Here is a 12548-nt window from a genome sequence, read left to right as displayed (position 1 = left end):
GAGATGACATCATCATGCGCTTTGACTGGCCGCCCGGTCAAGATGACGTGCGGAACACCCGATCAGGTGACGTAGGCGTGGCGGAACTGGATGCTGATCCGCGGTGCCGCCGCTCGCGTCTTGGGTACGGCGTGCTGCCACGTGCGCTGACACGTTCCACCCATGACCAGGAGGTCTCCCGGGCCGGGCAGGTACGCGACGGACGGCCCGCCGCCCGCGGGCCGCAGCCGGAACGGGCGCACCGCGCCGAGGGAGACCAGCGCGACGACGGCCTCCGGCAGTTCCCGCGCGACGCGGTCGCCGTGCCAGGCGACGCTGTCGGCGCCGTCGCGGTAGAGGTTGACCCCGACCTGCGTGAACGCCACGCCGTAGCGCACGCTCAGCACGCCGGCCATCTCCGCGAGCTCGACGGGGGGCGCCGGGCCGTCGTCCAACCGCCAGCGGTGCGTGAGCCGCGGCTCGGGAACGATGCGGTCGTACATCCGCACGTCCCGGCCCGACCACGGCGTCTCCGCCAGCAGGCGGGCGAAGAGCGCGTCCGCCCCGCGACACCACCCCGGGGCGTGGTCGACCCACGCCCCCTCGGTGAGCCCACGGCGGCGCAGCGCGACGAAGGACCGGTCCAGCTCGAGGGCGGGCGCGTCGAGCAGGGAGGGCTGCCAGGCGAGGTCCGGTGCGGCCATGCCGCCACGCTACGCCGAATCGAACATCAGTTCGAGTTCTATTGCAGCGGGATCTCCAGGCCGCGCTCGCCCTCGGGACGCGGGCCGAAGATGCGCCGCTCCGACTCGTCGATCGCGAGGTCGTTGATGCTGGCCTCCCGCCGCACCATCAGGCCGTGCTCGTCGAACTCCCAGTTCTCGTTGCCGTAGCTGCGGTACCAGGCGCCGGCCGCGTCGTGGCACTCGTACTGGAAGCGCACGGCGATGCGGTTGCCGGCGAAGGTCCACAGCGACTTGCGCAGTGCGTAGTCGAGCTCGCGCTTCCACTTGTCCGCCAGGAACTCGACGATCTCGCGGCGACCGCGCACGAAACGGTCCCGGTTGCGCCACACCGAGTCCTCGCTGTACGCGCCCGCAACCCGCTCCGGGTCCCGGGTGTTCCAGGCGTCCTCGGCGGCCTGGACCTTCTGCATGGCGGTCTCGAGCGTGAACGGGGGAAGCGGGGGGCGGTCGGCCATGGGAGCTCCTCGATGAGAACGGGCGTTCTCACCGAAGCGTAGAGAACGCTCGTTCTCCAATCAACGCCTCCGCCGCCCCGCGCGCCTGGGCGGCCGGAGCGTCCGTGCCGAGGATGCCGGCGGTGACCATCGCGCCCTCGGCGAGCAGCACCAGCTGCGGACCGAGCCGGAGCGGCAGGCCGGCGTCGTCGACGAGCCCGGCGACGTAGTCGGCGAAGGCCTGCTTGTGGGCCCGCGCCTGCAGCACCACCACGTCCGACACCGCCCCGAGCTCGCCGAAACCGTTGATCCACGCGCAGCCACGGAACCCGGGCTCCCGGAACCACGAGCCGAGCCAGTCGAACACCGCGAGGACCCGCTCGCACGGGTCCGCCACCTCCGCGACGGCCGCGGCGAGCCGCCCCCGCCACCGGACGTCCCGGCGCTGCAGGTAGGCCTCGACCAGCTGTTCCTTGGCCGGGTACAGCGCGTAGACGCGCTTGAGCGGCAGGCCCGCGCCCGTGCGGATCTCGTCCATGCCGACCGACTGGATGCCGCGCGCGTAGAACAGCTCCTCCGCGGCGTCGAGCAGGCGGGCACGCGCGGTCTCGGTGTCGAGCGGCGCCATGGCAGGGTCCTCGTCGGCGGGAACGGGCGTTCTCCACGCTACCGCGGTCACACCGGCAGCAGGGCCTCCACCACGTCGGCGAGCTGGGCCGCCGTGCGGCACTCGTGCATCGGGAGGACGTCCGCGTACCGCAGGGCGGCGGAGTCGCCGCTGCCCCACTGCCGCCGCGGCTCGGGGTTGAGCCAGTGCGCGTGCCGGGCCTGCCCGACCAGCCGCTTCAGCACCGTCAGGTTGGGGTCGCGGTAGTTGGTGCGCGCGTCGCCCAGCACGAGCAGGGACGTCTTCGGCCCGACGGCGCCGGACCAGTGCTCGGCGAAGCTGCCGAACGAGCCGCCGTAGTCGCTGTGCCCGTCGAACGTGACGAGCTCGGCTTCCCGCAGCACCCGCTGCATCACGCCGGAGAGCTCGGCACCGGGCTCGAACAGGTGCGTGACCTCGTCGGCACGCTCCACGAACGCGAACACCCGCACCTTGCTGAACTGCTCGCGCAGGGCCTGCACCAGCAACAGCGTGAAATGGCTGAACCCGGCGACCGACCCGGAGACGTCGCACAGCACCACCAGCTCCGGCCGGCCGGGGCGCCGGGCTCGGTAGGCCGGGCGCATCGGTACGCCACCGGTGGACATCGAGCGCCGCAGCGTGCGCCGCATGTCCAGCTCGCCGCGCTTGGCGTGCCGACGACGCACCGCGAGGCGCGACGCGAGCCGGCGGGCCAGCGGGTGCACCGTCCGCCGCAGCCGGGCCAGCTGCTCGGCGTGGGCGGAGAGGAACTCGACCTGCTCGGCCTGTGTCGGCACCGCGGAGCGCGCGACCTGCTCCCGGCCGCGGATCTCCGCCGTGCGCCTGCGGACCTCGTCGGTGACCATCCGGCGGAACGCGGCGATGCGGTCCCGGATCTCCCGGCGCAGCATCTCGTCGGCGAACCCCTCCTCCTCGACGCCGACACGCAGGTCGGCGACGATCTGCGCCAGCAGCGTCTCCGGGGAGAGCGCCCGCAGCGCCTGGTAGGCCGACCAGCCCGGCTGCGCCGCCGCGCCGCGCACCCCGGTGCCGGACGCGCCGGAGCGCCCCAGCGCGTCGACCGCCGCCCGGGCCAGCTCGGCGAGGGCGGCGGTGTCACCGTCGCGCAGCATGCCGGCGAGCAGGGCCCGCAGCGCGTCGACGTCCACCGGGCCGTCGTCGACCCGGGGCACCTCCACCGGACGCGCCCCGGCACCGAGCGCCGCCGGGAAGTACAGGTCGAAGAGCGTGTCGAAGGCGTCCCGCTGCCCGGACCGGCGCAGGAGCGAGGCCGCGAGGCCTTCCCTCAGGTGCTCGCGGTGCGTGAGGTCGAGGGCGGTGAGCACGCGCGCGGCGTCGACCGTCTCCCCCGGCCCCACCGACACGCCGTGGCGGCGCAGCGCGCCGACGAAGTCGACCAGATGCCCGGGCAGACCGTGCTCGGGAACGGTGAGCGCCGACTCCACCCGGCCATCATGCCCTCCCGCGTGGCACGCTGCCGATGTGCAGATCGTCTACATCGGCGGACCGACGGCACTGCTCGAGCTCGACGGGGTGCGGGTGCTGCTCGATCCCACCTTCGACCCGCCCGGGAACTACCCCATCGGCGACCGGGCCCTGACCAAGACGGCAGGGCCCGCGCTGCAGGCGGCGGACGTCGGGCCGTTCGACGCGGTGCTGCTCTCCCACGACCAGCACCCCGACAACCTAGACGGCACGGGCCGCGCGCTCCTCGCGTCCGCCCCGCTGGTGCTGTCCACCCGGTCCGCGGCCGAACGGCTCGCCGGCGTCACCGCGCTGCCGACCTGGACCGATGCCGAGGTCGGGGGCCTCCGCATCACCGGCGTGCCCGCCCAGCACGGGCCGGACGGCACGGAACACCTCGTCGGTGAGGTGACGGGGTTCGTGCTGCACGGGTCGCAGCGGGTCTACGTGAGCGGGGACAACGCCTCCCTGGACGTCGTCCGGGAGGTGGCGCGCCGGTCGGGACCGGTGGACGTCGCCGTCCTCTTCGCGGGCGGGGCGCGGACCCCGCTCGTCGACGGGTTCCTCACGCTGCCCAGCGACGCCGCCGCGGAGGCAGCCCGGATCCTCGACGCCCGGCACGTCGTCGTACTGCACGTCGAGCAGTGGACGCACTTCACCCAGGGGCCGGACTCGGTGCGGGACGCGTTCGGCGCGGCCGGGCTGGCCGATCGGCTGGTGCTGCCGCCTCCGGGCGTCCCCGTCACGGTGGGGTGAGCGTGTCCCTGCGTGACCGCTCCCGGGTGCCCACCGCGCCGACGGTCACCGCGGAGGTGGACCTGTCCTTCGGCTGACTACGTGGGCGACGACCACGCCGAGACGACGTCGGAAGGACCCCACACCAGCGCGGCGTCGACTCCCACGACCCCGGAGAGCGAGACGACGACCAAACCGCTCTCCGGGTCGAAGCCGGGTACCTGGGTCGCGCCGTGCCGGAGCGTGCCCAGATCCCGATGGTCGAACGCGCTGTTGATCCACTTGATCGACCCGACGAAGTCGACGCGGTGTGCAACGGGACCACGGTCGGCCCCGACGAGGTCGATCTCGGGATCGAACCGGCGGTTCCACCAGCCGCCGACCGTCGCGACCTCCTGCCATGGCAGCGCACCGGCCAACGCCGCGAGCTCGAGGGCGTCGCGGATCAGCGGCTCGACGGCGCGACCTCGCCAGCTCGTCCAGCGGCGCTGCACCAGCGTGACGGCCGCGTCCGGCCGACCTCGGCGGGCCTGCTCATGCGCGGAGCGCCCGATGCCGAGGTAGAGGCGGAGGTTGCTGTCGGCGATCCGGTAGAGGCCAGGCCGGCCTGGTTTCGTGGAGAGCGGCTGGTCGAGGGCGAGTACACGCTTCTCTTCGACGAGACGTCTCAGCAGCGGCGACAGTGCTCCGGAGGGAACCGGTCCCTGGCGGCCGCCGGCCGCAGCAGCGATGGTCGCGTGGCTCCGATCGCCACTGCCGACCGCTTCGATCACCCGCCTCGCCTGGTCCGGATTCGCGAACTCGGCCAGGAGTGCGGACTCGGGCACGCTGAACAGTGGGGCGGCCGGGTCGCCGCACTCGGTCTCCAAGAAGTCCGGCGGGGGTGTGCCATGGGGCCAGCTGGTGAGAACGCCCGGCAGCCCGCCGGTGATGAGGTGTGCGTCGATGGCGTCGGCCCCCTCGAGCCCGAGGGCACCGCTGACCTCGGCCGGGTTGAGCGGGCCGAGGACCATGTTGTCGGCGCGGCCGAAGAACGGGCGGTCATAGCCCGTCAGCCGTTCCATCATGTGGATGTCGCTCCCGAGCAGCAGCAGAAGGACCGGGCGTCGGGAGAGCAGGCGATCCCATGCCGTCTGCAAGGCCCCGTCGAACAGCTCGTCCTGCTCGGCCAGCCACGGCAGTTCGTCGATCACGACGATGGAAGGGGTATCCGGGAGGGCCACGGTGAGGGCCCGGAAGGCGTCCGGCCACCCACCGGCGACGCCCGACGGCACCACGTCGATCGATCCAGCCAAGGACGAAGACCGGAGGTCGGCCAGGAACGTGCTGACGGCCTCGACCGACGAGGCCCCCTTCGTCGCCGTGGCGAACAGGTACGGGACGCCGGACCGATCACAGAACTCCTGGACCAGCCGGGACTTCCCCACCTGCCGCCGGCCTCGAAGGGCGACTGCCGCGCCTGCGCCGGTCCTCGCGACCCGGTCGAGGCGCTTCTGCAGCACCCCGAGCTCCGTTGCTCGGCCGATGAACGCACGCATTCCATTATGGTAGCTCACAACTACATAGACCGGATCTACATAGTTGCGTCAGTCGAGCCGCAGCTCCCTGGCCGCCCGGTCCGCGTCCGACCGGTGCTTCAGCACCACCCCGAGCGTGGCGCGAACCGCGTCGTCATCCAGGGTGTCCAGGCCGAGCGCGAGCAGGGTGCGTCCCCAGTCGATGGTCTCGGCCACCGACGGCGACTTGCGCAGCTCCAGCCCGCGCAGCACCCGGACCGTGCGCACCAGCGCATCCACCAGCGCCTCCGGGAGCTCGGGCACCCGGGTCAGCACGATCTGCCGCTCCAGGTCGGCGTCGGGGAAGTCGAGGTGCAGGAACAGGCAGCGCCGCTTGAGCGCCTCGGACAGCTCGCGGGTCGAGTTCGACGTGAGCACCGCGAACGGCCGCCGGGCCGCGCGCACCGTGCCCATCTCCGGCACGGTCACCTGGTAGTCGGAGAGCACCTCCAGCAGCAGGCCCTCGACCTCGACGTCGGCCTTGTCGATCTCGTCGACCAGCAGGACGGTCGGCTCGGTGCGCCGGATCGCCGTGAGCAGGGGACGGGGCAGCAGGAACTCCTCGGAGAACACGTCGTCGCGGGTCTCGTCCCAGGACTCGTGCCCCTGGCCGGCGGTGATGCGCAGCAGCTGCTTGGCGTGGTTCCACTCGTAGAGCGCACGGGCCTCGTCGATGCCCTCGTAGCACTGCAGGCGCACCAGCCCCGAGCCGGTGGCGTCGGCGACGGCCTTCGCGAGCTCGGTCTTGCCGACACCCGCCGGGCCCTCCACGAGCAGCGGCTTGCCGAGCCGGTCGGCGAGGAAGACGGTGGTGGCGACGGCCGTGGAGGCGAGGTAGTCGACGCCGGCGAGGCGCTCGGCGACCTCGTCGACCGAGGCGAAGAGCGCGGGCTGCGGCAGGTTCACCCGGCCATCGTGCCTTGCCGGGCGCGGTCGGGTCACGCCGTTCGACGCCCGCTCCACTCGTCGACGCCGAGGAAGAACACCCACTCCAGGTGCTCGGAACAGGCCGCCACCGTGCCGGGGCCGTCGTCCGAGGTGACCACGACGACGGCCTCCCGCGTGCATCGGGTGCAACGCCGCACCGCGAACGGCCAGGAAGGACTGCTCATTCCGACCGGATTCCCCGCCCGGGTGACTCCACACGTCCGTGACGTCTCTCAGTTGTGTTCCCGCACCGCACCGACGTCCCGGGTGGCCACGACGAACAGGCCCGTGATCACCACCATGGCCAGGCCGCTCACCCACAGCGGCGCCCGCAGGTCCAGCGCGGTCGCGAGCCCGCCGCCCGCCAGCGCGCCCAGCGGCGCCGCCGTCATCGAGAGCGTCCGGGCGGCCGCGTTGACCCGGCCGAGCACGGCGGCCGGAACGAGCCGCTGGCGGATCGTCACCGACAGCACGTTCCACAGGGCGAACGAGAAGCTCGTGGTGCTGAGCACCACGGCGGCGAGCACCGGGGTGGGGAACGCGGCGAGCACGAAGTTGCCCACCGCGGCCACGACGAGGGCGACGACCTGGAGAGCGCGCTGCGGGTACCGGCGCACGAGCGGCGCGGTCAGCATCGCGCCGACGATCCCGCCGACGGCGCCGCCCGCGAGGATCAGCCCGAACACCGTCTCCGAGGTGCCCATCGGGCCGACGGCGAGCAGGACGAGCAGCCCTTCCCAGGTCTGGGTGAAGAAGGTGAGGCCGGCGCCGGTCAGGATGATCGTGCGGACGAAGCGGGCACCGAGGAGCCACCGCATCCCGTCCGCGGCCTCCCGCAGAACCGTTCTGGGCGTCGGCCGGCCCTCGACGACGGGCGCGGGCGTGCGCAGCCCCATGACGAGCACGCCGGCGAGCAGCATGGCCGCGGCGCTCACCGCGAACGGCAGGGACGCCGCCGCGGCGAACATGACACCGCCGACCGCCGGCCCGACGAGGTCCTGCCCGAGCCGCTCCACGCTCACGAGCGCGCTGTTGGCCCGCTCCAGGTCGGCGTCGTCGACGACGCGCGGGATCAGCGACTGGCTCGCGTTGTCGTACGCGGCCTCGCCGACGCCGAGCAGGAACGCCACGGCGTAGAGGAGCAGCATCGACCGGACGTCGAGCAGGAGCGCGAGCGTGAGCAGGCCGAACAGCACGCCGCGGGAGACGGCCGCCCACAGCACGAAGAGCTCGGGGCGGGTGCGGTCGACGAGGGCGCCGATGGGCAGGCCGAGCAGCATCCACGGCACGTACGCGATCGCCGTGAGCCCGGCGACGAGCACGGCGTCCTGGGTGATGGCGGCAGCCAGGAGCGGGAGCGCGACCTGCCGGACACCGTCGCCGAGGTTCGCCAGGCCCGACGCCGCGACGACCCGGCGGTAGACGATGATCTTTTCCCCCCGGGGGACCACGCGGCATCCGCGCCCGGCCGGGCGCGGATGCCGGTTGTGAAGTTCCTAGCGGAACGTCACCCTCGTACCGGTGAACGTGACCCTGGTGCCGAAGGCCGGCACGACGGTGTCGCAATCCTTGTTCATCGGACCCCCAATCAGGGCCGAACCCCCGCCGACCCTGTGATCCGAAGCTAGCAGCGGGGACCGGCCACCGACAGGACGTGAACCGGACACTTCGACGCCGCCGGGACGCCTGTCGGTGCCCTCGTCCACCATGGCCCCATGACCTCCACCGTGACGTCGGACCTCCGCCAGCGCGCCGAGGCCGTGCTCGCCACGCTCGCCGGCCCCGCGGCCCGTCTCCGCGAGGACCAGTGGACGGCCATCCACGCGCTCGTGGCCGAGCGCAGGCGGGCGCTCGTGGTGCAGCGCACCGGGTGGGGCAAGTCGGCGGTCTACTTCGTGGCCACAGCGCTGCTGCGGGCCGACGGCGCCGGGCCCACGGTGATCGTCTCCCCGCTGCTCGCGCTCATGCGCAATCAGATCGACGCGGCCGCGCGCGCCGGCATCAGGGCCGCCACCGTGAACTCGGCCAACACGGCCGGCTGGGAGCAGACCTACGCGGCGGTGGCGGCCGGTGAGGTCGACGTGCTGCTGGTGAGCCCGGAGCGGCTCAACAACCCGGACTTCCGCGACCGGGTGCTCCCGCAGCTCACCGCCACGGCCGGCATGCTCGTCGTCGACGAGGCCCACTGCGTGTCGGACTGGGGCCACGACTTCCGCCCCGACTACCGCCGGTTGCGCGCGCTCATCGCCGAGCTGCCCGCGGGCATCCCGGTCCTCGCCACCACGGCCACGGCGAACGACCGCGTGGTCGTGGACGTCACCGAGCAGCTGGGGCTGGCCTCCGGTGAGCCGCTGGTGCTACGCGGGTCGCTCGACCGGGAGAGCCTGCGCCTGTCGGTCGTCCGCTTGGCCACCCCGGCCCAGCGCCTCGGCTGGCTCGCCGACCACCTCGACGCGCTGCCGGGCGCCGGCATCGTCTACACGCTCACGATCGCGGCCGCCGAGGAGGTGGCCGACTTCCTGCGCGAGCGCGGCCACCCCGTCGCGTCCTACACGGGGAAGACGGACCCGGCGGAACGGCTCGCCGCCGAGTCCGACCTGCTCGAGAACCGCGTCAAGGCGCTCGTGGCCACCAGCGCGCTCGGGATGGGGTTCGACAAGCCCGATCTGGGCTTCGTCGTGCACCTCGGGGCGCCCGCGTCGCCCGTGGCGTACTACCAGCAGATCGGCCGCGCGGGCCGGGCCGTCGAGCGGGCCGAGGTCGTGCTGCTGCCCGGGAGGGAGGACCGCGACATCTGGGCCTACTTCGCCTCGCTCGCGTTCCCGCCGGAGCCGCTGGTGCGCCAGACGCTGGGCGTCCTCGGCGAGGACGCGCTGTCCACGGCCGCCGTCGAGACGCGCGTCGACCTGTCCCGCACCCGGCTGGAGATGCTGCTCAAGGTGCTCGACAGCGACGGCGCCGTGCGCCGCGTGAAGGGCGGGTGGGTGGCCACCGGCGAGGAGTGGGTCTACGACCGGGAGCGCCACCGCCGCATCGCCGAGGCCCGCCGCACCGAGCAGCAGGCGATGCTCGACTACATCGACGGCACCGGCTGCCGCATGCAGTTCCTGCGCCGGCAGCTCGACGACCCGGGCGACGAGCGCTGCGGCCGCTGCGACACCTGCACCACCCCCGCCTGGAGCACCGACGTCGGCGACGGCGCGGCCGCGGCGGCGCAGGAACGGATCAGCCGGCCGGGCGTCGAGGTCGCGCCCCGCAAGCAGTGGCCCAGCGGCATGGCGGAGCTGGGCATCTCGGCGTCGGGCCGGATCCCGGCGGGCGAGCTCGCCGAACCGGGCCGCGTGATCGGGCGCCTCTCCGACATCGGGTGGGGCACCCGCCTGCGCGAGCTGGTCGACGGCGACGACGCGCCCGTCCCCGGTGACGTGCTCGACGCCTGCGTGCGCGTGCTCGCCGGGTGGGGCTGGGCGGAACGGCCGGTCGGCGTCGTCGGCATCGGTTCCCGCAGCCGGCCCCACCAGTTGGAGCACCTGGCCCGGCGGATCGCCGACATCGGGCGCCTCCCCCTGCTCGGCAGCCTCGCCCCGGCCGGCCCGCGGCCCGAGGAGCACTCCAACAGCCCGCAGCGGCTCGCGGCCGTCTGGTCGGCGTTCGAGCCGCCGGAGCTCGCGCTGCCGGACGGGCCGGTCCTGCTGGTGGACGACGTGATCGACAGCGGCTGGACGGCCACGGTCGCCGCCCGGCTGCTGCGCCGCGCCGGGGCGTCGGCCGTGCTGCCGTTCGCGCTGGCCCAGCGCGGCTGAGAAGGTGCTCGGGGGACCCCTCCACCCGGGGATCACTCGCGAGGAGCGGAGCCACGCGCTCCTGCTCTGGCACTACCTGCGCCTCGACCACGCGCTGCACCCCTGCGACGCGGCCGTCGGCCTGGGCAGCCACGACCTCGGGGTCGCCACGCACGCCGCCGAGCTCTACCACCGGGGGATGTATCCGGTGATCGTCTTCACCGGCGCGTCCAGCCCGACCACCCGCGACCGCTTCCCCCGCGGCGAGGCGGTGCACTACCGCGAGCACGCCCTCGCCCACGGCGTTCCCGGCACGGCGATGCTCCTCGACCCCGACGCCACGAACACCGGCGCGAACATCGTCAACTCGCGTGCGCTCCTCACCACCGCCGGGTACCGGCCGAGGTCCCTCCTCCTGATCTCCAAGCCCTACGCGGAACGGCGGACGCGTGCCACGGCGCGGAAGCTCTGGCCGGAGGTGGACCTCGTCTGCAGCTCGGCACCCCTCGACTTCGACGCCTACGTCCGGAGCATCGGCGACGAGCGTCTCGTCGTCGACATGATGGTCGGCGACCTGCAGCGGATCGTGGCGTACCCGGCGCGCGGGTTCGCCGTCCCGCAGGAGGTACCCGCAGAGGTGCGCGCAGCGGGTGAGCGGCTCCACGCCGCGGGCTTCGCCAGCCGCGCATTGCCGCCATCCGGCCGACGGCTGCGGTGACCCCGCTCACTATTCTGTGGAGGCTCCTCCGGCGTGCGCCGGTGAGCAGGGAGGCATCCCGGTGATCGAGCACGCCGAGGACCACGTCACGGAAGAGCGCCGGATCCCCGTGGAGCGCCTGCAGCCGGGCGACCACTCCTGCGTGGACGTCGACGACGTGGAGGCCCGGTGGGAGGTTCTCACGGCGTTCGCCCAGATCGGGCTGGCGCGCGGAGAGCGGGTGATGCTCGTCCTCGACCCGGACGACCTGAACGACGACGCCGCGGTCGCCCGCCTCGACCGCGGCACGGGGGTGGCGGCCGCCGCGCAGGAGCGCGGCCAGTTCGTCGTCGCCCGCAACACACCGCTCTACTTCCCGGACGGGCACTTCGACGCCGGACGCCAGCGCGGTGCCTACGCCGCCGCGATCGAGCAGGCCGTCGGGGACGGCTACAAGGCGCTGCGGGTCACGATCTCGATGGCGTGGGCGCCGCGGGCCGGGTGGAGCGCCGACGATCTGGTGGCGTGGGAGGGATCGGCGGAACAACTCTTCGAGTCGTCGCGGTTCGCGGCCCTGTGCTGGTACGACCGGGAACGGTTCAGCGAACGCATGCTGGCCGGCGCCCGCCGGGTCCACCCGGTCCAGGTGATCGACCGCCTCGGCATGCTCGAGGTCAGCCGGCACCCCGGCGGTGCCCGGATCGCGGGGTCCGCGGAGCTGGGGTCCCGGGAGGAGTTCACCCGGATCCTGAGCGAGGCACTGGCCCGGCACCCGGAGCAGGGCCCGCTCCACTTCGAGCTCGATCTCGCGGACATGTGCTACATGGACGCCCACTGCGCGTGGATGCTGATCGATCTCGCCGCGGCGCTCCCCGAGGGCGACCGGCTCGTCATCCGGTGCGAGCAGACGCTGGAGATGGTGCTGCGCGCACTCGGCGCGGACGGGGTTCGCCAGATCGCGCTCGTCGTGAAGAAGGCCTCGGACGGCGCCCAGGGCGTCGCGTGACCGAACGGCGCCTGCTGGATCTCGGCTTCACCCGGCCCGACCTGCCACTGCTGCGGATCCGGCTCCTCATGACGCTGCTGCGGACGGGGCTGGAGGAACCGAGGCTGGGTGCGTTCGTCCACGCGGTGCTCGAGGTCGCCTCGAACGCGGTCGTGCACGGCGGGGGTGAGGGCCGGCTCACCGCGCTGACCGTGGACGGCGAGGTGCGGTGCGAGGTCACCGATCGAGGTCCTGGCCCGGCCGCGATCACGCTCCCCACGAACGGACGCGGTCGTGGCCTGATGCTCGCCGAGACCTTGGGCGGGCCGCTCAAGGTACGTCCGGGTCCCGGGGACCAGGGCACCACCGTCGCACTGGCGGCGTCGCTCGACGGCCGAGGGCGCTAGTGTCCCGAACCGAAAGTCCACCACATAACTCGACGGATTTATGCACCGGGCTTCCGGTTCGGGACACTAGATGATCGATTCCTTGGACATGGCGTGTCGATCAACCGGGACATGAGTGGAGGGTGTCCATGATCGACTGTGAGGAACGACCTGGACACCCTCCTGACCGCACTCTATGTGGAGATCG

At 73.1% G+C, this 12548-nt stretch carries 13 protein-coding genes; 5 read left to right on the top strand and 8 right to left on the bottom strand.

What is annotated here, in order from left to right; translation table 11 throughout:
• Positions 1-62: 62 nt before the first annotated feature.
• The 4 genes from ACU436_RS15315 to ACU436_RS15300 are packed head-to-tail and all read right to left on the bottom strand — an operon-like array spanning position 63 to position 3253.
• Complete coding sequence (locus ACU436_RS15315; RefSeq protein WP_459025755.1) at positions 63-683, bottom strand: alpha-ketoglutarate-dependent dioxygenase AlkB; 621 nt, start codon at positions 681-683, stop codon at positions 63-65.
• A 38-nt stretch (positions 684-721) separates the two neighbouring features.
• The gene (locus ACU436_RS15310) at positions 722-1180 is read right to left on the bottom strand and encodes a nuclear transport factor 2 family protein (RefSeq protein WP_459025753.1); all 459 of its coding nucleotides are present in this window, start codon (positions 1178-1180) and stop codon (positions 722-724) included.
• A gap of 28 nt (positions 1181-1208) precedes the next feature.
• Entirely contained in the window at positions 1209-1787 is a 579-nt protein-coding gene (locus ACU436_RS15305; protein ID WP_459025751.1) for a TetR/AcrR family transcriptional regulator, read from the bottom strand.
• 47 nt (positions 1788-1834) lie between these two features.
• A complete protein-coding gene (locus tag ACU436_RS15300) occupies positions 1835-3253 on the bottom strand; it encodes a vWA domain-containing protein (RefSeq protein ID WP_459025749.1) in 1419 nt (472 codons plus the stop codon).
• A gap of 37 nt (positions 3254-3290) precedes the next feature.
• On the opposite strand from ACU436_RS15300, the gene ACU436_RS15295 reads away from it, so the two are divergent.
• Positions 3291-4028 (top strand): MBL fold metallo-hydrolase, encoded by a 738-nt coding sequence (locus ACU436_RS15295; RefSeq protein ID WP_459025747.1) that lies wholly within the window; start codon positions 3291-3293, stop codon positions 4026-4028.
• 77 nt (positions 4029-4105) lie between these two features.
• On the opposite strand, the gene ACU436_RS15290 is transcribed toward ACU436_RS15295, so the two are convergent.
• Genes ACU436_RS15290 through ACU436_RS15275 form a run of 4 tightly spaced genes read right to left on the bottom strand, consistent with a single transcriptional unit; the run spans position 4106 to position 7941 of the window.
• Positions 4106-5545, bottom strand: a complete 1440-nt coding sequence (locus tag ACU436_RS15290) for an AAA family ATPase (RefSeq protein ID WP_459025745.1) — start codon at positions 5543-5545, stop codon at positions 4106-4108.
• 48 nt (positions 5546-5593) lie between these two features.
• Entirely contained in the window at positions 5594-6463 is an 870-nt protein-coding gene (locus ACU436_RS15285) for an AAA family ATPase (protein WP_459027002.1), read from the bottom strand.
• Positions 6464-6501: 38 nt separating this feature from the next.
• Positions 6502-6675 (bottom strand): hypothetical protein, encoded by a 174-nt coding sequence (locus ACU436_RS15280; RefSeq protein ID WP_459025744.1) that lies wholly within the window; start codon positions 6673-6675, stop codon positions 6502-6504.
• A 48-nt stretch (positions 6676-6723) separates the two neighbouring features.
• Positions 6724-7941 carry an MFS transporter gene (locus tag ACU436_RS15275; RefSeq protein ID WP_459025742.1) on the bottom strand — a complete coding sequence of 406 codons (1218 nt, stop codon included), beginning with the start codon at positions 7939-7941 and terminating at the stop codon, positions 6724-6726.
• A 264-nt stretch (positions 7942-8205) separates the two neighbouring features.
• Here ACU436_RS15275 and ACU436_RS15270 point away from each other — a divergent pair, with 264 nt between their 5' ends.
• The 4 genes from ACU436_RS15270 to ACU436_RS15255 all read left to right on the top strand — a co-directional run bounded on the left by ACU436_RS15270 (position 8206) and on the right by ACU436_RS15255 (position 12361).
• Positions 8206-10293 carry a RecQ family ATP-dependent DNA helicase gene (locus ACU436_RS15270; RefSeq protein WP_459025740.1) on the top strand — a complete coding sequence of 696 codons (2088 nt, stop codon included), beginning with the start codon at positions 8206-8208 and terminating at the stop codon, positions 10291-10293.
• A gap of 4 nt (positions 10294-10297) precedes the next feature.
• A complete protein-coding gene (locus ACU436_RS15265; protein ID WP_459025738.1) occupies positions 10298-10990 on the top strand; it encodes a YdcF family protein in 693 nt (230 codons plus the stop codon).
• 61 nt (positions 10991-11051) lie between these two features.
• A complete protein-coding gene (locus ACU436_RS15260; protein ID WP_459025736.1) occupies positions 11052-11975 on the top strand; it encodes an MEDS domain-containing protein in 924 nt (307 codons plus the stop codon).
• On the top strand, positions 11972-12361 hold the full coding sequence (locus ACU436_RS15255) for an ATP-binding protein (RefSeq protein WP_459025734.1): 390 nt from the start codon (positions 11972-11974) through the stop codon (positions 12359-12361). The genes ACU436_RS15260 and ACU436_RS15255 overlap by 4 nt, the downstream gene beginning before the upstream one ends.
• Positions 12362-12548 lie beyond the last annotated feature (187 nt).

The organism is Pseudonocardia wallangbongensis (assembly GCF_054486945.1).
This window is presented reverse-complemented; position numbering and strand designations above follow the sequence as displayed.

Coding starts and splice junctions, on each gene's coding strand:
- ACU436_RS15315 (WP_459025755.1), bottom strand. CDS start 683: ATGGCCGCACCGGACCTCGCCTGGCAGCCCTCCCTGCTCGACGCGCCC.
- ACU436_RS15310 (WP_459025753.1), bottom strand. CDS start 1,180: ATGGCCGACCGCCCCCCGCTTCCCCCGTTCACGCTCGAGACCGCCATG.
- ACU436_RS15305 (WP_459025751.1), bottom strand. CDS start 1,787: ATGGCGCCGCTCGACACCGAGACCGCGCGTGCCCGCCTGCTCGACGCC.
- ACU436_RS15290 (WP_459025745.1), bottom strand. CDS start 5,545: ATGCGTGCGTTCATCGGCCGAGCAACGGAGCTCGGGGTGCTGCAGAAG.
- ACU436_RS15280 (WP_459025744.1), bottom strand. CDS start 6,675: ATGAGCAGTCCTTCCTGGCCGTTCGCGGTGCGGCGTTGCACCCGATGC.
- ACU436_RS15270 (WP_459025740.1), top strand. CDS start 8,206: ATGACCTCCACCGTGACGTCGGACCTCCGCCAGCGCGCCGAGGCCGTG.